Raw genomic sequence first — 19,666 nt, 5'->3', positions numbered from 1 at the left:
AATCAGCGGCCGCTTGCGAAAATCACGTTTTTGAGCGTTCGAACCAGAATGGATAAATCAAGCCAAAAATTTCTGTTGGCCAAATAGTACAGATCGTAAGCGAAACGCTCTTTGGCGTCGTCGAGATTACCCGCATAACCCATATTAATCTGAGCCCAGCCGGTCAAACCCGGGGGCGTGCTGTGGCGAACCCAATAATAGGGAATGGCCTTTTCGAGTTCCTCGGTGATCGGGGACTGCTCCGGACGCGGACCCACCAGCGACATTTCACCCTTTAAAACGTTGATCAGTTGAGGCAATTCATCCATATGCATCCGGCGCACCCAGCGCAAGGATTTTGGCACGCGCGGATCATCCTCGAGCGTCAGCGCTTTGCCGGGCGGCAGCTCATCAACCCGTTTCATGGTCCTGAATTTCCAGATCGTGAAACGCCTGCCGCCCAAGCCCACGCGCTCCTGACGATAAAAAATGCCGGGCCCCAGAACAAAGCGCACCCAGCAAGCGACCACGACAGCGGTCAAGGCCACCTGGCTCAATAGAAAAAAGGTCAGGAAAATATCCGAGGCTCTCTTGATCACTCCGTAAAACGTCCGCGCGCTCGTCGGCGAACAGACCCGCTCCACCAGCCACTCGGCTGTCATTTCATCCACCGGGATTTTGCCGGATTCAATCGCTTGATAAGAAAAAGAGCTGAAAACATTGCGGCCCGCCAACACGGCGTTTTTCAACGATTCATGATAGCCGTCGACGCCGGGCGCCGCCAGCAGCCGCCGGTCAAAAACAACGGGTTGATCCGCCGCCGGCTCCTCGCTGCCCGCTTCGTTATTCCAACGTTTCCTTAAATACAGGCGCCAATAATGAATTAAGGCGCCGGACATCAGCGCCCCCAGAACAAGAATGGTTTTCGGCGCGGGGATATTGAAAATTCCTGAAATAAAAAACAGGGCCAGGGAAGTCAACAGCACGGCGGTCACGATGCCGACCGCCAAAATACCCTCATCATGGCGGCGCAGCTGGCGCATCTCATAAAGCCCGCACAAATGAAACAGCCACAGCCAACAGACAGTCAAGGCGGAAAACAACAGAAAATGGTTCAGCAAAAAATCGGGTACGGCCACGGCTTCCGACCATCGCCGCAAAAGGGTAACCCAGAAAAAAGAAAAGAATATGGCGGCAGCGTCGCCCGCTAAAACAACCCAATACTTTCTCGACGGAAGCATGGTTTTGATTATACCAGCCTGGCATCCGGCTTGCCCCTATGCTTAAATTCAGTGTGCCTGCAACATCCCGGATGGGAACAAATGCGCCTCTGGAGCTAGGGGTTCCCGCAGGCCGGAAAACCAAAAAACAAAAAAGCATCCCCATGTCCATGCAAATCATGGCGGCGATGGCCGCCGGTTCCCTGTTGGGTTTGGCGCTGGGACCGCAGGCATCCCCCTTGGGCGAATTGGGCAAAATCGTCATCCAGTTGATCAAAGCAGCGGCCACGCCGTTATTATTTTTCGCCATCGTCAATGCCGTGCTTAAAGCGGACGTCAATTTAAAAAGCGGAGCCAAAATGGCGGGCATCGCGCTCATCAACGCAAGCATTGCGCTCGGCATCGGTTTGGCGCTTTCCAATCTCCTTCAACCCGGCCGCCACTTGGCTTCGATCGCGGCCGCATCCACGGGGCTGCCGGCCAACGGCGCCATTGTGAATCAAAAAATCGATATCTGGAAAACGATTTCTTCCTATATCCCCGCCAATTTCATCCAGCCATTTGCTGAAAACGCGGTGATCCCCATCATCATCATCGCCCTTTTGCTCGGCTTCGGGCTCAGGCGTCTGCGTTCAGAGGAAAAAGGGTTCGGCGAAAATTTCCATCAAATGATCGAAAATTCCATGGCCGCCCTGCAGCGCCTCATGGAAATTATTCTAGGGTGGATTATTCTCTTGGCGCCGATGGCGGTGTTCGGCGTGGTGGCCAAGGCCGTTGGGCAATATGGATTCGCCCCGTTTAAAGGACTGGGCGTTTACGTGGGCGTCGCGCTGTTAGGGCTCACCTTGCACAGCCTGAGCACCTATCAACTCTGGATTTCCCTGTACGCGCGAATGAACCTGAGACGATTCTGGCAAACCGTCAAGGAACCGGCGATTTATTCCTTTGGCGCCAACTCAAGCCTGGCGACGTTGCCCCTGACGCTCAAAGCGCTGGATTCCTTAGGCGTCAATAAAGCGTCCTCGGCGCTGGGCGCCTGCGTGGGCACGAATTTAAACAATGACGGCATTATCCTTTATGAAGCCATGGCCGCTCTTTTTATCGCCCAGGCGCATGGGCTTGATCTAGGCCTCGGCCAGCAATTGGTGATGGCGTTTTTCTGCCTCATTGCAGCCATGGGCGTAGCCGGAGTCCCGGAAGCGGGCTTTGTGTCCCTTTCCCTGGTTCTGGTCACCGTCGGCCTGCCGACGGAACTTCTCCCCCTCATTTTGACCGTTGATTGGATTATCGCGCGCGCCCGATCCGTGGTTAATGTGTTGAGCGATATGGTGGTTTCGATCTCCCTGGACGGGCCGCGGCCGCTACGAACAGCCCGCCTGGAAATTTAAAAACGAACACGCACCCCCCTGGCGCAAAATAAATTTCGCTGTTACTCTTAAGAAGCTATGAGAAGACTTGCCATGTTGAGCCTGTGTTTCATGATCAATCAAACCGCTTGGGCCAAAGCCCGGGTTGTCCATCCCGATGAGAGCCGTTCCACGGAAGTTTCGAAAAACGATCTTCAGGTTGAAGAGGACCGGCTTGTGGCGGCTTGCAATCTGGTCAGGTCCAGCATTAATGAAATCATTGATAACCTGCGCGCGGCCCAAGAAGACCATACGACGATCGATGACCCCGATGAACTAGAAACAAAGGCGCAGGTATTCGATGATGCTTGCGGCAATGCCGTCAATAAAATAGCGGCATCTAAAAACAGGATTCCGGAAGACGGATCCATTAACGTTAATTTATATTGCTGGAACCTCTTCGGCGAAAGCATCACAACCGTCGCCAACCACGCCGGCACGATCAACAACGGCGGCCTTGAATATCTAAGCGGCAATATTGAATACGCAGAGGCCGCGTCCAAAAAAGTGCGCAAGCAAATACTCACGCTGCGGCGCGGGCCCAGCGCCTGCGTCAGCTCCGATTAGCCCGGCCCGGGCTGATTTTTTTCTTATCCGGCGTCTTAGGCAGCATGGCCTTCAACTCAAAAATCTGATCCCGCAGGGCCGCGGCCACTTCAAAATCCAGCCGTTCCGCCGCCTCTTTCATTTGCTCTTCCAATTCCTTAATCAACTGAGGCGCTTTTTTCTTGTCTTCGGGCCAGCCCACCCCTTCCCTCACCAGGCTTAAGCCGCGCATTTTAGCCTGAACCCCGAACTCCGCCAAGTCTTCGACGCTTTTGACGATTTGCCGGGGCGTAATTTTGTTCTTTGCGTTATAACTGGTTTGCAATTTACGGCGGCGTTCCATTTCATCCAAGGCGCGTTTCATGGAGCCCGTCATTTGATCGGCGTACATGATGACCTTGCCCTTCAAATGCCGGGCGGCCCGGCCGCAGATTTGAATAATCGTGGTATCGGAGCGCAAAAATCCCTCTTTGTCCGCGTCTAAAATCGCCACCAAGGATACTTCAGGCAAATCAAGGCCCTCCCGCAGCAGGTTGACCCCCACCAAAACGTCAAAATGGCCGAGGCGCAAATCTTTCAAAATTTTGATCCGCTCCAAGGATTGAATATCGGAATGCAGGTAACGCACGCGCAAGCCTTTGCCTGCCAGATAGGCGTTCAGGTCCTCGGCCATGCGTTTGGTCAAGGTGGTGATCAACACGCGCTCCTTGGTTTTCACCCGTTCGTTGATTTCCCCCAACAGATGGTCCATTTGCCCTTTGATGGGATGAATCAGCACATCAGGGTCCACTAAGCCGGTCGGGCGCACGATTTGTTCGATGATGGATTCTCCGGCCAGCGACAGTTCGTAAGGTCCCGGGGTGGCGGAGATGTAAATCGCTTGATTCAACAGGCTCTCAAACTCCTTGAATTTCAGCGGCCGGTTATCCAGCGCGCTCGGCAGGCGAAAACCGTGCTCGATCAAAATTTCTTTTCTTGAGCGGTCGCCCTCATACATGCCGCGCACCTGGGGTAGGGTGACATGGCTCTCATCGATGAGCATCAAAAAATCCTTGGAGAAATAATCCAACAAACAAAACGGCCGTTCGCCGGAGCCCCGCCCGGAAATATGCCTAGAGTAATTTTCGATGCCGTGGCAAAAACCCATGGATTTCATCATGGCCATATCGTATTTGGTTCGGCTTTGCAGGCGCTGGGCCTCTAAAAGCTTATTCTGGGAACGAAGCTGGGCTAAACGCTCCTCGAGTTCCTGGGCGATCGTCGTCAACGCCGCCTGGATTCTCGAAGGCGGAGTCACGAAGTGCTTGGCCGGGTACACATGCAGGGAAACCTTGCGGCCGACGGCATCGCCGGTCACCCGATGGATTTCCTCGATGCATGAAACCTGATCCCCGTCCATAGTCACGCGCACGGGATGCTCGGCATAAGGCGGAAAAATCTCGATCCGGCCGCCGCGCACGCGAAAGCGCCCGGGCGCCAAATCAAGCTCATTGCGCTCATACTGCAGACGGATCAACTCATCGGTCAAACGATCGCGGGCATGCTCACCGCGGGTTTCAAGGTACAGGCATAAATCCTGGACGTCCTGAGGATCGCCGATATTGTAAATCGAAGACACCGACGCCACTACAATCACGTCGTTGCGGCTGACCAAGGACGACGTGGCCTTCAACCTCAAACGCTCGATATGCTCATTGATGGCCGCATCTTTCTCGATATACGTGTCGGTTTGGGGAATATACGCTTCAGGCTGATAATAATCGTAATACGAAATGAAATACTCCACCGCGTTGTTCGGAAAAAAGCTTTTAAACTCCGCGTAAAGCTGGGCTGCCAGAACTTTATTGTGGGAGATGACCAAGACGGGCCGGCCCCATTGGGCGATGGCATTGGCTGCGGTAAACGTTTTTCCGCTGCCGGTCACGCCCAAGAGAACCTGATGGCGGCAACCGGCTTTTAGCCCGGCCAACAGTTTTTTGACGGCCTGCGGCTGATCGCCGGACGGCTTAAAACGGCTTTTGAGCTTGAAGGGCGTGTTTGGCATGGCGCTCGGCAAAAAGACCCAAGCCCAGAAGAACCCAAAGCTTACGACTATGATCCGCCCTGTTGAGACGATGTTCTTCAAGCAGACGCTCAACGACCTGGGGCCGGATGACGCGCATCGAAGCCAACGCCCCGGCATTGACGGATTCCCGGACGAAACCCTGAAAAGCCGGGTCCGTCAACCAATGGGCCAGCGGCGGAGTGAATCCCTTTTTGGGAAGCTTAAGGATGGAATCAGGAAGCTTGCCCTTGAGCAAGCGGCGAAAAATCCATTTGGTCGTCAAACCGCGCACTTTCCAATGAGCCGGGATTTGATTGGCCATCTCGGCCAGCAACGTATCAAGCATCGGCGGCCGCACTTCCAACGAATGCGCCATGCTCATGCGATCGGTTTTGACCAAAAATTCATCGAGCAAATAACTGGTGCGATCCACGTAAAACAATTGATCCATAAACGGGGCGCCCGCGGCCTCATCAAAACGCCCGAGCACGGAATCATACGGCCGCCGGGAAGAAAGACCGGCCCAATATGAGTCTTGGTAAAGATCGGCCCGGTCATGCCAACTGAACGCCCCGCGCCAGGCGAAATGCGCCTGGCGGTAATCGTCCAGGAGCGCCTGGCCGGCAAACCGTTTGATTTTATAGTCCCAACTCACGCGCTCAAAACTCGTGGGCAGGCGTCCGGCCAGCCATGGGATAATTTTCCCCGTCAAAACACGGGGCAGGCGGCTGTAGTAACGCATCACCTTGGTCGCGGTAAACGTCGGGTAACCGCCGAACAGCTCATCCCCTCCATCGCCGGATAAACACACCGTCAAATGCCGGCGCGCCAATTTGCAAAGCATGTACGTCGGCAGAGCCGAGGTATCGCCGAACGGTTCATCGAAGGCGGCCAGCACGTTGGACGCGTAGGCGGCCAAATCCTTCGGGTACTCCATACGGATATCCGTGTGATCCGTGCCTAAATGCCGGGCGATGGCCTGAGCCTCCTGTCCCTCGTCATAGCTGGCTTCGGCGAAGGAGACGGTGAATGTTTTTAAATCCGGTTTATGCTGTTTGGCGAAATAAGCCATGGCCGCCGAATCAAGGCCGCCGGATAAAAAAACGCCCAGGGGCACGTCGCTTCTTAAACTGATCCGGACGCAGTCCGAAAGAACCGCTTCCAGCCGGTCAAGAGTTTCGCGAAGGTTATGCGAAAGCCCGCCGTTGAGGCCCGTTTGAGACGGCAACCCGCGCCAGTAAGAATGGGTTTCCCGGCGGCCCTGCGCGTCGATGGTCATCAATGATCCGGGTTCCAATTTAAAGAGATGTTTATAAATCGTCTTCGGCGTCGGGATATACATCAGCGTTAAGTGATCGTCGACGGCCGAGGGATCTATTTCCGTCAATACGGCCGGGCAAGGAAGCACGGCCTTGATTTCCGAACCGAACACCAGCCACCCGTCGAAAATACCCCAATAAAGCGGCTTGATGCCGAACGGATCGCGGCCGAGAACCAAGCGCTGCTTGCCTCGATCCCATAAGGCGAAGGCGAACATGCCGCGCAAGCGCTCGGGAAAATCAAGGCCGTGCTCCTCGTAAAGATGGACAAGGACTTCCGTGTCGGAATTCGTTTTAAACCGGTGGCCGCGGGTTTCAAGCTCGCGGCGCAATTCGATGTAATTGTAAATTTCACCGTTGAAAACAACGCCCACGCTTTCATCTTCATTGAAAATCGGCTGGCGGCCGCCGGCCAAATCGATAATTTTGAGGCGCCGCATCCCCATCCATAGCGGACCGTCGATGAGATAACCGTCGTCGTCAGGGCCGCGATGAGTCATGGCGCTCGTCATGCGCTTGAGCAAGGCCTCGGCCTCTTGAGGAGAGCCGAAAAAACTCCGGGCGTTCGGAAGCCTAAAAAAACCGGTGATGCCGCACATGGAAATCGTCCATCAAATCAAAAGCTAAAACCAACGCCCAGAAAAGCGGCGGACATACGCACTTCATTCTCCTGCCATAACACGTAAATGCCTTCAGGCGCCTGAGGGCCTCCCCTCAGCCGCAATCCCCCCTGTCCCGTAGGAGCGGCCATATGATTGACATAACCGATGCCTCCTCCAAAAACCTCCCACGAGGAGCCAAGTTTCCAACCAAGCATCACGCGCGCCTGGGACGCCCAGCCGCTGAAGGGCGAAGAACCGCTGAACACGTCCGTCAAATCCATCAAAAATGAGTAGTTCAACACGGTTTCTGTATACATCGACGGGCTCCAGAACTGCTGCCAGCGCGCGCCCAACGGCAAAGCAAAATTTTCGATGGATACGCGAATTCCGCTCCTCTGCGTTCCGCTTGGATCGAGCCCGACCTCGGAGCTGACATCGACGCCGTTGATGAGGATATGACGCGACCGTTCAAATTGATTGGTGACGACTCCCATGCCGGCCATGCCGGCCAAAAATCCGTTCGGACCCGAGGCCAAATCCCGCTCAGCCACCAGTTGCCACGCTTGGACGGAAATACGCATGGGCGCCGACTGATAATTGCCGACCCGCTCCAAAGCCAACGTCCTGCCGAACTGAACGGCTCGAAGATCGATGCCGAACTCGGGATAAGCCGGGTGCCTCCAAAGAGCTTCCCAAAAAAAACTTTTCGACATTTCGCTGTTGAGGTAATCCGGGCGCCGGTTGGGATTGACGGAAAAAGCCTCATAACGCATCCTGCCTTCAGGCAGCCACCCCAAGCGTATGGTCATCGCATTCAAAGCCGCCGGCCGCCAAACAACGGCCGCCGTCAACAAAACCGCCTTCATGACTTTTGTGCTCATTTGATGCGCCGTGAAACGCTCAGCATTAATAATTTAGCGTCCGTTTCCGTATTCTTAAAAAGAACGACGGCATCGGAAAACGAGCCGACATTGCCCGTTAGATTGGCGTCCCGGCTAAACTGCCAAAAAACGCCGCCATATTTGACGCCCATAGACCAAGGGCCGCCGCCCAAGGAACGGGCCAAGGACAGCATCAGCTCGCTATAGACGGATTGGCGATCCGGCCATCCGGCCACGCCGATTGAACCGGCGAATTCTCCTTTCCAAGGGCCGCGATGGCCGAACCACACGGAACTAAAATACGTGCCCAAGCGAACGGTCGAATGAGATTGGCGCCCGTCGCCGACCAAATCATCCAAACGATGCCGTTGGCTCAATAGAATCGGGCCCAATTCAAACCCAAGTCCGGTCGGAAAAACCCACCCCCACCCGGCCGACACATTCATTGTTTCCACTCGGCGCCTGATCTGCTGATTGCTCATGGCGCGGCGCTGCCCGTCCAAATACTGCCACTTGAACTTTTTGTAAGTTTGGTGAACGACGGGGTTCTCCCGAAATCGAGTCTGGTACTCCACTTCCATATAAGGACGGTTTTCGTAGGAGGGTTTCTCCTCCCAAATATGGCCTCCGGGCCCGGCGCCCTCGACTTCATAGTTCGCCGGACCGAAAGAAACCTGCAACTCCCCCCCGGACAAAGGAACGCCGGCCAAAACGATCCCCAAAACAAAAATAAAAAATTTAGCCACTCAGATCTTCCACTTCTTGAGATCGGCAAGATATTGGACCGCGGTCCAGTCAAGGCCGATCGGCGTAATCGTCGCATACCCTTGCTCAAAACTTTCGACATCACTGCCGGGCGTGGGCACGCCCTGGACGTTTTTAGCCAAAAGCCAATAGTACCGGTGGCCCCTGGGATCGCTGCGCATCGTGACTTTTTTTCCATAAAGACGATGGCCCAAATGAGTCACGCGGCACCCCTTGATCCCGGATGTCCCGTTTCTCTTCCCCGAAGGCACGTTCACATTAAGAGTGATCCCCTCGGGCAGCCCGTGCCGCAGAACGCCTTTGGCGACGCGCGCCGCGATTTCAGCGGCGCCGGAAAAGGCGGCCGGATTTGCCTCCGGCGTTCTTGAAACCGCGATGGCGGGCACGCCGATCATGGTCGCCTCAACAGCCGCGGCCACGGTTCCCGAATAAATAACGTCTTCGCCCAAATTCAGCCCGCTGTTGATGCCCGAAACCACCAGGTCCATGCGCCCGCTCAACAGGTGCAATAGTCCGAAACGGGCGCAATCCGCCGGCGTTCCGTTAAGAATATACGTTCGCTTTGAAATTTGGCGGACCCTAAGGGGTTTATGAAGGGTCAACGAGTGGCTGGCCGTGGAACGCTCTTGATCCGGGACAATGACGAAAACGTCGGCAAACTTGGCTAAGGCCCGTTCCAAAGCCTTAAGCCCGGGACCGTAAATGCCGTCGTCGTTGGTAATTAAAATTTTTCGTTTGGGCATATCGTTTCTAAGTTTTGTCGATGCGCGCTTCCCCGCGGACCAGCTTCGCCAAAGGAATCATCCCAAGCGTCGCAGCCTGAAACGATTCCGCGGATTGTTCGCGGGAACCCCGGGGAAACGGCTGACGGCCGGATCCCAGCGCCTGTCTTAAGGCTTCCGTCAGACCGGCCTCAAGCCGGGCGTCGTCGTTTACGATTGTAGCTATTCCCAAACGTTCGAGACATCGCGCATTCTCCTGCTGATGAGATTCCGTCGACGCCGCCAAAGGGATCAAAACGGCTTTCTTTTGAAAATACAGCAATTCAAGGCAGGTCATGGCTCCGGCGCGCGACACGACGCAATCAGCGGCCCGATAGGCCAAACCCATCTCGTCGAAATAACCGGCGCAGCGGCCCAAGCCGGCCAACGGCCCATCGGCTGCGTATGCTTGGCTCATTCGTTCAAACGCCGAAGAACCGGTCACATGAAAAAAAGAAAAACGACGGCCTTCATCGTGCAAGGTTTTCAACGTTGCGATCGCGGCTTGGTTGAGCGAATAAGCTCCTTGACTTCCCCCGAACACAAGCACGCAGGGCAGGCCGGGCTCCAGCCCCAAGCGCCGCCTGGCTTCTTCGGGACCGACGGACATGGATTCTTTCAAACGCCGCCGCAACGGCGGCTCCACAAACAAAAATTTAGGGCCGGAAACCGAATGCCGCGCCCCAGGCATGGCCAAAGCGATTTTATCCGCCAATGGCGCAAAAACGCGATTCGCCAAGCCCATCACAGCATTGGGCTCAAAAATAATCGTCGTTAAGCCCAATGTTTTTGCCGCCAGAAGAACGGGAAACGAGACATAGCTGCCGAACCCTACGACCGCATCAGGCTTCCAATCCTTTAAAGCCCGCCGGCACAAAAAAAAGGAACGCGCTTGCTTAACGGCAAAAATGGGTATCCGGCCCAGGGAACGCCACCCTCGGGGCCAGCCCAAAGCGTCCAACGATAAAACCGCATGGCCTCCTTCCTCCAGGAGGCGCCGGGCTAGTTCGCTTTGCGCCCTCGCCACAAAAAGACAGCTCCACCCCTGCTCTTGAAGCTCCTCGGCCAGAGCCAAAGCCGGATAAATGTGCCCGCCGGTCAGGCCCACGGCCAAGACAATTTTTCGCTGGGCGCTCATGGGCTGAATTCTAGCGGTTCAGGAATGGATGCGCTCAGCGCCTTGGGTCCAACGGGCCGAGCACTTTTTGGATCAGGGCATATAAAGCGTAGAAATCATAAGGTTTGGCGATGAATTCGCAGCCCTCCAGACGCAGGCGTTCGGGGAATTGGCTGTCGAAATGCTTGACGGTCACCATAATAAAACGCGTCGCCGATAACGTCGAGTCTTCGCGGATTTTATGAAACAGCTCATAACCCGTCATTTTAGGCATCATGTGATCGAGGATGATCAGGTCGGGCCGCTCGCGCTGGGCCATCGACAAAGCCTCGGCTCCGTCCGCAGCCTCGAACAGCCGGCATTCGTAAGGACCCAGCGCCAAACGCAAAAGCTCCCGGGAGTTGGGGTCGTCGTCGACTAGCAAAATCTTTTTTGTCGCCATGGGGATAACGGCGCTTTTATGATAGCGGGCTTTGGGCTTGTCAAGCAATAGACCTTTATATCTTAAAAGGCAAGGGGCCGAGCAGCCGTTCGATGGCGCCGACCAAGGAAGCCACATGGAACGGTTTAGAAACGAAATCGCAACCCTCCAGCTTCAAAAGCTCGGGAAACTCGCTGTCGAAATGTTTGGTCGTCACCATGATGAAGCGCGTCTTCTTCATGGCGGTCTCCGCCCGCACGCGCTGGAAAAGTTCGTAGCCGGTAAAATTGGGCATCAAGTGATCGGTGATGATCAGACCGGGTCTTTCTTTCAAAGCGACATCGAGGCCCTCTTGGCCGTTGGCCGCTTCCATCACTTCGCAATCATATTTGGAAAGAACCAAACGGATGAGCTCTCGGGCGTTGGGATCGTCATCGACTACTAATATCTTTTTTGGCATCGCCTGGATTTTCCAAGAAAAGTTTGTCTATCACAAATCTAACAGACCCCCCCTATCTTCGCCAGGGTTAATTTTTTTGATTTGTGGGGGATTGGCGCCCCTTAGGGACCGTTAATCGCGGCTGACGCGGCGCAAAGCGTTGTCCGCGAAATCGAACGTGTGGTGAATCCCGGCTGAAAAAACCCACCCTCCTCCGACCGTGCCCTCTTTGTTGGGCGCATAAGATAAATCCATGCGCACGACAGGCACCGTGGCGCTGCGCGTGAACCCGAGCCTCAAACCCAAGCCCACATTGTGCTTTAAGTCGCGAGCCTTGCGCTGCTCGCCTTCGGACCAAACATAGCCCGCGTCCCAAAAAAGAATCGGGGCGATGGAAACGATATGCAGCCAGTCTTCAATCGCATAAAACCGGGACTCGGCGTTAAACAATAAACTTCTGGTGCCGGTAAAGGCGTTAAACCGGTAGCCTCTGAGACCGGCATTGCCGCCCAACATCAACTGTGAATCCCTCTGCAGGCGCAGGCCGTTGGCTATTTCGCCGTGGATGACCAAGGTGTTTTTGGGTATCAAAAAACTTTTGCGGTAATAGGAACCGTACGCCGAAGCCACCACATGCCGCCATTGGGAATCGCCATAAATGAAATAAACGCCGCCGCCTTCAAGCAAAAATTGTCTCGGCCCCAAACGCTGCCCCTTGCGCACGGTCAGCCGGGGCAGCACCTCGTTGCGCAAGGCGCCTAAATCGCGCGATGCATAGGCCAGCCTGGCCTGCGCCTGCCAGCCTAAATTAATGTCTTCGATCAGCTCGAATTTATTGATGAGATTATCGGAAAAATAATCCGACTCTTCGTAATCCACGGTCCACTTGATCATGCTCAAGCGGCGGTCATCGGGGAGCGCGAAGCTCGATCCGGTTACGGATGAACCGAACACGTTCTCGACAAAGGCGTAACCGTAGGTGCTGCGCACCGCCCGGCGGCTGGTGGCCGTCAAGGGATGGCCGACGAAGGCTTCATAACCGCGGTACTCTTCGCGGATGCGCGCCACCTCTTCGCCGCTCTTATAAATAGGATCAACGGTCGTTCCATGACGGCCCTGCACGCCGGTGGAATACGGGGTCAGCAAAGAATAAACGGGCAGGGCCAGGCTGACTTCCGTGTCATAACCCTGGCTTGAATTTGAGTGATACAAGCGCGCGCTTAACCGGCTGCCCCAAACGCGGGGATCTCGGTAAGAAAAGCCGCGGCTGACCGTGCCGAAACCGTCGTTATAATTCGTCTCAAGGGTTTTGCCCCGGCCTAAAAAATTCCTTTCCCGAAGAAGCATGCCGAACTTTTGCTCTCCGGCGGCGAATCCGATGGACGGAGAGATATCGGTCGTCCAGGTGTCCTGAACCCGGACCATCAAGCCGACGGTTCCGTCGGGTCTATCCCAAGGCTCGATTTGAGCCGATTTAATGAACGGATAGGCGCGCAAATTGCGCTCCGAATTTTCAACAAGATAAGGATCAAACGTGTCGCCGGGTTCCAACAAAATTTCCCGGCGCACGACGCTTTCTCTGGTCAGGATATGGAGCTTGTTGACCCAAGTATACGGCGGTCTGTTTTCATCGGGATGAGCGGTGTCAAAAACATCGATGCGTTGAATCTCAATTTGGCCGACGCGCGCAGGTTCCTGCGCCCCGACAGACGCCGCCCACAAGAATAAAAACAGATGGCTCAATTAACAATTTTGCCAAATATAGGAATTATTACAGGAGCAAAATCGCGGCGACCGCCGCGCCCAATATCCCTAAGAAATAAAACGTCTTTTTGGAAAAACCCTCGTGAAGAGGCTTGTTCGGCGGGGGTTTTGGAGCGCGCAGGGGTTCCTGCATGCCTTGGGCCAGGACGACGACGCTGTCGCCTGCGGCCAATAACGTCGTCTTCCCTTGATTGTCGCGAACATGGACCTGCCCGCCGTGAACTTCGACCGTGGTCTTGCCTTTTAAATCGGGATCGACGGAAACTGAAAAATCTGTCCCACGCACGGCGCAGACGGCGGTCGGGGTCACGATTTGGAAACCGCCTAAAAAATGGGCGATGACGCTGCGGATGGTGCCCATCTCCAAACGAAAACTTCGCTGTTGCGATAAAAACGAATCGACGTGAATCAGACTCCAGGGCCCGATGTCCGCGGTTGAACCGTCGGGCAGAAACAGCATGGCCCTGGTATCGGCCTGGCCGCGGATTTTGTCCCCCTCGAAAACGTCGATGCCGGTTTCAATCGGCAGCCACAAAGTGGAATTGACCCGCAGCACATGAACCGTTCCCCTGGCCACCTGCAATTTCGCCGGCGAACCCGCCCAGACAGCAGGCACGGCCAATAAAAATAAAAACCACAACAACCCGCGCATAATCACTCCCTGATTAAGCTTAGTGCCGGAATTCTCCAAAAACAAGCAGGGCCCCAACAAATGTCTATTTCGGGCTTTGATAAACTGCGTCCATGCAGCGCTCAAAACAGTCGCTTGGCTTGGCGTTGGTCGGCTTGGGCCATGTGGGGCGCGGCTTCTGCCAACTGTTGATCAAACAAAAAACAGCGCTCGAGCGCCGGCTGGGCGTTGAGTTGAGGTTTCTTTGGGTTTGCGACCGCCACCCGGATAAAAAAATAAAAAATCTCCGGCTGCCTTCCGAAACCCGCGTCACTCGCAATATCAAGCCGCTGCTTGGCGATCCCCGCGTTGATATCGTCATCGAGTTGATGGGCGGCCTGACGCAAGCCCGCCGCCTGACGCTCGAAGCCCTGCGCAGCGGACGCCACGTCATCACCGCCAATAAATTGATGCTGGCCACTTGCTGGCCGGAGCTCCTGGGCGCGGCCCGCAGAAATAACGCCCATCTTTTCTTCGAGGCCGCGGTGGCCAGCGGCATCCCCATCATCCGCTCCATCCGCGAAGGCCTGGTCGCCTCGCGCATCCATCGGATCGAAGGTATTTTAAACGGCACGACCAATTACATCTTAACGCGCATGATGCGCGACGCCATGCCCTATAAGGAGGCGCTCACCCAGGCCCAGCGCCTGGGCTTTGCGGAAGCCGACCCCAGCTTGGACACCAGCGGCGCGGATACGGCGCACAAACTTTCCATACTCGCCTCCCTGGCATCGGGAAGCTGGGTCTCCCCTGCGACCGTTTACCGCGAAGGGATCGAGCGTCTGAATTTAACGGATATTCTGTTCGCGCAAAACCGGCTTTCCCTGGTGCCCAGGCTCCTGGGCATTGCCGAAATCAACACCGGCGCGCGCGTATCCGCCCGCGTCCATCCTTGCCTGATTCCCATCACCGACCCTATGGCTACAGTAGACGACGAATACAACGCCATTGCCGTATCCACCGATGCCGCCGGAACGATTTATTTCCAAGGCAAAGGCGCCGGCGCCCTGCCCGCGGCCAGCTCAGTGCTTTCCGATCTGGTTGATTTAGGGCAATTGATCCTCTCTTCGGCTCAAATGCAACTGCCGGCCCAGATGCGGTGACCGCTCTGGCCATGCGGCAAACCCGTTATTCTTATTATCTGCGCTTCGCCGCCGGCGACCGTCCGGGCGTGCTGGCAAAAATCGCGGGCATTTTCGGACGCTGCGGTATTTCCATCGCCCAAATTTATCAAGACGCTTTGGCCGGGTTGCCCAAAGAAAAAGGCCGGGCGCCGATTGTCGCCGTCACCCACCCGGGCCGTGAAGACGCCGTGCAAAAAGCGTTGGCCTCCTTCCGGTCCTTGCGCCGGGATATTGACTGCCGAAGTTTCTTGCGCATTCGTGGATGAGCTCTAAAAAACTTCTCGTCATGAAATTCGGCGGCACTTCGGTCGCCAATCCCGAACGAATTTTAAGCTCCGCCGCCAAAGTCGCCCGCGCCAAAAAACACGGCCGGCGCGTCATCGTGGTCGTCTCCGCTCCGGGAGAAATGACCGATGAATTGATCGATCTGGCCAAAAGCGTGACCCGCGATCCCGATTCCAGAGAAATGGATATGCTCTTGGCCACCGGCGAACAAGTCGGCATCGCGCTGTTCGCCATGGCCTTGAAGGCGCGGGGCGTCGACGCCGTATCGCTGACCGGCCCTCAAGCCGGCATCCTAGCCACCAATACGCACACCATGGCCAAAATCGTCCGCATTCAACCCGAAAAAATCAACAGGGCATTAAGCGAAAATAAGGCGGTCGTGGTCGCGGGTTTTCAAGGGATCAACCCCCACGGGGAAATCACCACGCTCGGCCGCGGCGGGTCGGATTTGACGGCCGTGGCCCTGGCCTCGGCGTTTGACGCCGAAGCGTGTGAGATTTATACGGACGTCGAAGGCGTCTATACCGCGGACCCGCGCCTGGTGCCGACCGCCAAAAAAATTCACCGGATTTCCTACGACGCCATGCTTGAGCTGGCCTCGGCCGGGGCCCAGGTGATGCAGCCGCGCTCCATCGAGGTGGCCAAACGCTTCGGCGTTCCGATTCACGTCAAATGCTCGTTTACCAATGAGGAGGGAACCTGGATTATGGATATCAAAAATAAACGCAGGGGCATGGAAGAAGCCCAAGTATCGGGCGTGGCCCTGGACCGGAACCTGACCAAACTAACCGTCAAGAATGTCCCGGACCGTCCGGGCGCGGCCGCCCAACTCTTCGCCGAGTTGGCTAAAGAGAATATCCCGGTGGATATGATCGTTCAATCCGCGGCCAGAGAAAAAGGCGTCAACGATATTTCCATCACCGTCAATCGCGGCGTGGCCCCCAGAGCGCACAAAGCCATGGAACGCGCCTGCCGGATGCTGGGGGCCGAACATGTGGCGATTGAAGAATCCTGCGCCAAAGTTTCGGTCGTGGGCACCGGGCTGCGCAACGAAAGCATCCTGGCCGCCAAAGTTTTTCAAACGCTGGCCGATCACAAAATCAACATTCAGATGATCGCCAATTCCGACATTAAAATCGCCTGCCTCATCAACGCCAATCAAGCGGCCGAGGCATTGCGCGCGCTTCACGATGCGTTTCATTTGGGCCGCCGTTCTTAGCTCGGCGGGCCTCTTCGCCGGCGCCGCCTCGGCTCAAGAAATTTCAACCGGCACGCTTCATTGGGGCGGGCATTTGATCGTCCGTTACACGGCGGACACGTCGACTGGAGCCGTGGATGCTTTCACCGTCGGCGAAACCTTACTTCATGCCCTCTACAAGCCGCACCCCAAAGTCGCCATGCGTGCCCGCTTGGTGTTGAATAAATTGCACAGCCGACAAGAAGGGCTGCGCCACGCCTATTTAGAGTATGAGGTTTTCCCCCGCTGGGATATCGAAGCCGGACAAATCTCCATTCCGGTCAGCCGTGAAATTACGGCTGCTCTGCCTGATCTTGATTTTTCCGAACCGGCTCTTTTCGCCCGGCGCCTGTTTAACCGGGAGCCCGAAGGAACGGATATCGGCGCCAAAATCAAAGGCCGCTGGAAAATGTTCCACTTGGGAGCCGCTGCCGTCAACGGCGCCGGCCCTAATGCCGCGGATGATACGGGTAAAAAATCGTTCGCCGGGCGCTTGGGCGGCGAATGGCGGGAATTCGCCCTGGGCGGCTACGCTTATCTGGGCGATCAGGCGGATTCGGCGGGACCCGTGCTCCGCAATCGCTTCGGCGGCGAACTGCGCCTGGGACCGCCCGGCCAAAACCTGCGCGCCGAATACCACAGGGGCCAGGACGGAACCTTAGTCAGCGACGGCTGGTTCATCCAAATGGACGCGGCTTTGGGTATTTTTTCGCCGGAGGCCTATCGCAAGCTCGAATGGCTGCAGCGCTTGCGGCCCGTCGTCCGTTTCGAATCCTATGATCCGGACCGGCAGACAAGGAACGACCGGCAAATGACGACGCGCGCCACGATCCATTATTACTTCTCCAACGATTTCCGCCTGAGCGTGCAATACGACGCCGGACGCGAAGAAGACCCAAAAAAACAAATCGACAACGACGCGTTCACGGCCCAATGCCTGCTTCGTTTTTAAGAGCGCGGTTTCGCCCCCGCACCCGTTCCCAGCGGGCATTTGAGATAATCTCTTCCATCATGAACAAACGCGCCGCCGGCTTCGGCATTATTTTAACCGGAGCGCTGTTGACCGCGCTCTTCGGCGATTTCATTTGGCCGACCAGGGCTGAACCTTTTCCGGTGGAAACGCTCAGCGCGGTCCCCTCCTTTGACGGGCTATTGCCCACGCTGCCGGCCCGCAATACGGGACGCCTGGGCCGGGTCGGCAATGCCTGGAATATGGCGTTCATCGGCAGTGAAGAGCAGATCATCGGCGCTCTTGAGGAAGCGGGCTGGACCCGCTTGGCCCTGTCCATCCCGCAATCCATTCGAGAAGGCCTGGCCCAGATTGTCCGCTGGGAACGCCTGACCAAATTTCCCCCCATGAACCTTTACAAGCTCAACGGCCGCATCCAGGATCATAATTGGGCCCAGGTCATCACCCCCATCGCCAAGCGGCATCATTTCCGGCTTTGGAAATTGCCCCATATCGATCAAAAACAACGGTATTTGTGGTGGGGCCACGGAGATTTTGATTTAAGCGTGCGTTGGCATGATCTCTCCCATGTGCCGGACCCGGATATGAACATGGAACGCGACCATATCGCTGGAACGCTCAAAGGATCGCGCTGGGTCGAATCTTTAGAATGGCGTCCCATGGCGCATATTCCCAACAAAGGCAAAAACGATAAAGGCTACCCTTTCTTTAACGATGGACGCATCTTGCTGGTGACGCTCAAAAACCCCTCGGAATCTTCAAAAACGCTAGACTGAGCCATCCATGACTAAATTTAAAGCAGGGCCAAAAGCCAAACAATGGATCGCGAGGGATAGTCGCGTCATTTCCCCCTCCTATACCCGCGGCTACCCTGCGGTCATCGTGCGCGGACGCGGCGCGCGCGTCTGGGATGCGGACGGCCGCGAGTACCTTGATTTTTCGGCCGGCATCGCCACAGTATCCACCGGCCACTGCCATCCGCAAGTCGTCCGCGCCGTTCAAAAACAAGCGGCAGAGCTCATCCATATGTCCGGTACGGATTTCTATTACCCGGCCCAAATCAAATTGGCCGAAAAACTATCCGAACTGTTCCCGGGCAAAGAGCGCGGATCGGTTTTCTTCGGCAATTCCGGCGCCGAGGCCATTGAAGCCGGCATGAAATTGGCCCGCTACGCGACGCGGCGGCCCCGTTTTATTTCCTTTATCGGCGCTTTTCACGGCCGCACCTTCGGAGCGCTGTCCTTGACCAATTCGAAGGCCGTTCAACGGCGCGGTTTTGCTCCGCTTCTGCCGCAAACCAATCACGCGCCCTACGCCTACTGCTACCGATGCCCCCTGAATCTAAAATACCCGTCCTGCAAAATCGCGTGCGCGGATTACATTGAAGATGAAATGTTCCGGACCACGGTCCCTCCCGAGGAGGTGGCCGCCATTGCGGTTGAACCCGTTCAAGGAGAAGGCGGCTACGTGGTGCCGCCGCCGGAATGGCTCGCCCGCGTTCAACAAATCGCCCGCAAGTACGGCATTCTTGTATTAGCCGATGAAGTCCAATCCGGCATGGGAAGAACCGGACGCATGTTCGCGGTGGAACATTTCGGCGTGAATCCGGATATGATCGCGCTGGCCAAAGGCATCGCCTCCGGCCTGCCCTTGGGCGCGCTGGTCGCCAAAAAAAGCCTGATGACCTGGCCGCCCGGAGCCCATGCCTCCACATTCGGCGGCAATCCGGTGGCGGCTGAAGCCGCGCTCGTCACCATCAAACTGCTTGAAACAGAATTGATCAACAACGCGCAAATCCAGGGCCGCTACTTGATGCAGAATCTTAAGGCGCTCCAGGATGAGTTCGAGCCCATCGGCGACGTGCGGGGCTTGGGTCTGATGATCGGCGTCGAGATGGTGACGGATCGCGTCACCAAGAAACGGGCCGGAGCGTTGAGGGATTTGATCGTCGATAACTGCTTCAACGCCGGGCTCCTGCTCTTAGGCAGCGGTCCCAATACCATCAGGTTCTGCCCTCCGCTGACCGTCACCAAAAAAGAAATCGACCGTTCGATCGATATTTTACGTCGGGTTCTCAACAAGTCTCTAAAGAATCGAAAAACGGCCTAAATTTTAA

19 protein-coding genes are annotated in these 19,666 nt (G+C 56.0%); 8 read left to right on the top strand and 11 right to left on the bottom strand.

What is annotated here, in order from left to right:
* Nucleotides 1-2: 2 nt before the first annotated feature.
* Complete coding sequence (locus tag HYT79_01290; GenBank protein ID MBI2069210.1) at nucleotides 3-1,220, bottom strand: sugar transferase; 1,218 nt, start codon at nucleotides 1,218-1,220, stop codon at nucleotides 3-5.
* Nucleotides 1,221-1,273: 53 nt separating this feature from the next.
* Between HYT79_01290 and HYT79_01285 the strand changes: the two genes are divergently transcribed.
* Nucleotides 1,274-2,587 (top strand): dicarboxylate/amino acid:cation symporter, encoded by a 1,314-nt coding sequence (locus HYT79_01285; GenBank protein ID MBI2069209.1) that lies wholly within the window; start codon nucleotides 1,274-1,276, stop codon nucleotides 2,585-2,587.
* Between the two features lie 57 nt (nucleotides 2,588-2,644).
* Entirely contained in the window at nucleotides 2,645-3,172 is a 528-nt protein-coding gene (locus HYT79_01280) for a hypothetical protein (protein ID MBI2069208.1), read from the top strand.
* On the opposite strand, the gene uvrB is transcribed toward HYT79_01280, so the two are convergent.
* The 10 genes from uvrB to HYT79_01230 all read right to left on the bottom strand — a co-directional run bounded on the left by uvrB (nucleotide 3,159) and on the right by HYT79_01230 (nucleotide 13,922).
* A complete protein-coding gene (gene uvrB, locus HYT79_01275) occupies nucleotides 3,159-5,195 on the bottom strand; it encodes an excinuclease ABC subunit UvrB (protein ID MBI2069207.1) in 2,037 nt (678 codons plus the stop codon). The two genes, HYT79_01280 and uvrB, sit on opposite strands and share 14 nt — an antisense overlap.
* Nucleotides 5,158-7,113, bottom strand: a complete 1,956-nt coding sequence (gene asnB / locus HYT79_01270) for an asparagine synthase (glutamine-hydrolyzing) (protein MBI2069206.1) — start codon at nucleotides 7,111-7,113, stop codon at nucleotides 5,158-5,160. The genes uvrB and asnB overlap by 38 nt, the downstream gene beginning before the upstream one ends.
* A gap of 17 nt (nucleotides 7,114-7,130) precedes the next feature.
* Nucleotides 7,131-7,997 (bottom strand): hypothetical protein, encoded by an 867-nt coding sequence (locus HYT79_01265; GenBank protein ID MBI2069205.1) that lies wholly within the window; start codon nucleotides 7,995-7,997, stop codon nucleotides 7,131-7,133.
* Nucleotides 7,994-8,743, bottom strand: coding sequence for a hypothetical protein (locus HYT79_01260; protein MBI2069204.1), 750 nt, complete (start codon nucleotides 8,741-8,743; stop codon nucleotides 7,994-7,996). Before HYT79_01260 ends, HYT79_01265 begins: the two co-directional genes overlap by 4 nt.
* Nucleotides 8,744-9,505: a 5'/3'-nucleotidase SurE gene (surE, locus tag HYT79_01255; protein MBI2069203.1), complete on the bottom strand. Its 762-nt coding sequence runs from the start codon at nucleotides 9,503-9,505 to the stop codon at nucleotides 8,744-8,746.
* A 7-nt stretch (nucleotides 9,506-9,512) separates the two neighbouring features.
* Entirely contained in the window at nucleotides 9,513-10,661 is a 1,149-nt protein-coding gene (locus tag HYT79_01250; GenBank protein MBI2069202.1) for a UDP-N-acetylglucosamine--N-acetylmuramyl-(pentapeptide) pyrophosphoryl-undecaprenol N-acetylglucosamine transferase, read from the bottom strand.
* A 34-nt stretch (nucleotides 10,662-10,695) separates the two neighbouring features.
* The gene (locus HYT79_01245; GenBank protein ID MBI2069201.1) at nucleotides 10,696-11,130 is read right to left on the bottom strand and encodes a response regulator; all 435 of its coding nucleotides are present in this window, start codon (nucleotides 11,128-11,130) and stop codon (nucleotides 10,696-10,698) included.
* Between the two features lie 7 nt (nucleotides 11,131-11,137).
* On the bottom strand, nucleotides 11,138-11,521 hold the full coding sequence (locus HYT79_01240; protein MBI2069200.1) for a response regulator: 384 nt from the start codon (nucleotides 11,519-11,521) through the stop codon (nucleotides 11,138-11,140).
* A gap of 111 nt (nucleotides 11,522-11,632) precedes the next feature.
* The gene (locus tag HYT79_01235; GenBank protein ID MBI2069199.1) at nucleotides 11,633-13,243 is read right to left on the bottom strand and encodes a BamA/TamA family outer membrane protein; all 1,611 of its coding nucleotides are present in this window, start codon (nucleotides 13,241-13,243) and stop codon (nucleotides 11,633-11,635) included.
* A 28-nt stretch (nucleotides 13,244-13,271) separates the two neighbouring features.
* Nucleotides 13,272-13,922, bottom strand: a complete 651-nt coding sequence (locus HYT79_01230) for a FecR domain-containing protein (protein ID MBI2069198.1) — start codon at nucleotides 13,920-13,922, stop codon at nucleotides 13,272-13,274.
* 86 nt (nucleotides 13,923-14,008) lie between these two features.
* On the opposite strand from HYT79_01230, the gene HYT79_01225 reads away from it, so the two are divergent.
* From HYT79_01225 to HYT79_01200, 6 genes are read left to right on the top strand one after another with little or no spacing between them, the layout of a single operon-like run.
* A complete protein-coding gene (locus HYT79_01225; GenBank protein MBI2069197.1) occupies nucleotides 14,009-15,037 on the top strand; it encodes a homoserine dehydrogenase in 1,029 nt (342 codons plus the stop codon).
* A gap of 11 nt (nucleotides 15,038-15,048) precedes the next feature.
* Nucleotides 15,049-15,324: an ACT domain-containing protein gene (locus tag HYT79_01220; GenBank protein ID MBI2069196.1), complete on the top strand. Its 276-nt coding sequence runs from the start codon at nucleotides 15,049-15,051 to the stop codon at nucleotides 15,322-15,324.
* On the top strand, nucleotides 15,321-16,562 hold the full coding sequence (locus tag HYT79_01215; protein MBI2069195.1) for an aspartate kinase: 1,242 nt from the start codon (nucleotides 15,321-15,323) through the stop codon (nucleotides 16,560-16,562). The genes HYT79_01220 and HYT79_01215 overlap by 4 nt, the downstream gene beginning before the upstream one ends.
* On the top strand, nucleotides 16,534-17,532 hold the full coding sequence (locus tag HYT79_01210) for a hypothetical protein (protein MBI2069194.1): 999 nt from the start codon (nucleotides 16,534-16,536) through the stop codon (nucleotides 17,530-17,532). The genes HYT79_01215 and HYT79_01210 overlap by 29 nt, the downstream gene beginning before the upstream one ends.
* Before the next feature lie 59 nt (nucleotides 17,533-17,591).
* Nucleotides 17,592-18,326 (top strand): LssY C-terminal domain-containing protein, encoded by a 735-nt coding sequence (locus tag HYT79_01205; GenBank protein ID MBI2069193.1) that lies wholly within the window; start codon nucleotides 17,592-17,594, stop codon nucleotides 18,324-18,326.
* Nucleotides 18,327-18,333: 7 nt separating this feature from the next.
* On the top strand, nucleotides 18,334-19,659 hold the full coding sequence (locus HYT79_01200) for an acetyl ornithine aminotransferase family protein (protein ID MBI2069192.1): 1,326 nt from the start codon (nucleotides 18,334-18,336) through the stop codon (nucleotides 19,657-19,659).
* The last annotated feature ends 7 nt before the right edge of the window (nucleotides 19,660-19,666 follow it).

Source organism: Elusimicrobiota bacterium (assembly GCA_016180815.1).
Lineage (GTDB): Bacteria > Elusimicrobiota > Elusimicrobia > JACQPE01 > JACQPE01 > JACPAN01.
The sequence above is the reverse complement of the archived record's forward strand: the minus strand, read 5'-3'. Positions and strand labels throughout refer to the sequence as shown.

What these genes read in the sequence shown, in the direction of transcription:
- HYT79_01265 (MBI2069205.1), bottom strand. Translation starts at nt 7,997, where the DNA reads ATGAGCACAAAAGTCATGAAGGCGGTTTTGTTGACGGCGGCCGTTGTT.
- HYT79_01225 (MBI2069197.1), top strand. Translation starts at nt 14,009, where the DNA reads ATGCAGCGCTCAAAACAGTCGCTTGGCTTGGCGTTGGTCGGCTTGGGC.
- HYT79_01240 (MBI2069200.1), bottom strand. Translation starts at nt 11,521, where the DNA reads ATGCCAAAAAAGATATTAGTAGTCGATGACGATCCCAACGCCCGAGAG.
- HYT79_01205 (MBI2069193.1), top strand. Translation starts at nt 17,592, where the DNA reads ATGAACAAACGCGCCGCCGGCTTCGGCATTATTTTAACCGGAGCGCTG.
- asnB (MBI2069206.1), bottom strand. Translation starts at nt 7,113, where the DNA reads ATGTGCGGCATCACCGGTTTTTTTAGGCTTCCGAACGCCCGGAGTTTT.
- HYT79_01220 (MBI2069196.1), top strand. Translation starts at nt 15,049, where the DNA reads ATGCGGCAAACCCGTTATTCTTATTATCTGCGCTTCGCCGCCGGCGAC.
- uvrB (MBI2069207.1), bottom strand. Translation starts at nt 5,195, where the DNA reads ATGCCAAACACGCCCTTCAAGCTCAAAAGCCGTTTTAAGCCGTCCGGC.
- HYT79_01250 (MBI2069202.1), bottom strand. Translation starts at nt 10,661, where the DNA reads ATGAGCGCCCAGCGAAAAATTGTCTTGGCCGTGGGCCTGACCGGCGGG.
- HYT79_01200 (MBI2069192.1), top strand. Translation starts at nt 18,334, where the DNA reads ATGACTAAATTTAAAGCAGGGCCAAAAGCCAAACAATGGATCGCGAGG.
- HYT79_01290 (MBI2069210.1), bottom strand. Translation starts at nt 1,220, where the DNA reads ATGCTTCCGTCGAGAAAGTATTGGGTTGTTTTAGCGGGCGACGCTGCC.
- HYT79_01210 (MBI2069194.1), top strand. Translation starts at nt 16,534, where the DNA reads ATGCGTTTCATTTGGGCCGCCGTTCTTAGCTCGGCGGGCCTCTTCGCC.
- surE (MBI2069203.1), bottom strand. Translation starts at nt 9,505, where the DNA reads ATGCCCAAACGAAAAATTTTAATTACCAACGACGACGGCATTTACGGT.
- HYT79_01215 (MBI2069195.1), top strand. Translation starts at nt 15,321, where the DNA reads ATGAGCTCTAAAAAACTTCTCGTCATGAAATTCGGCGGCACTTCGGTC.
- HYT79_01280 (MBI2069208.1), top strand. Translation starts at nt 2,645, where the DNA reads ATGAGAAGACTTGCCATGTTGAGCCTGTGTTTCATGATCAATCAAACC.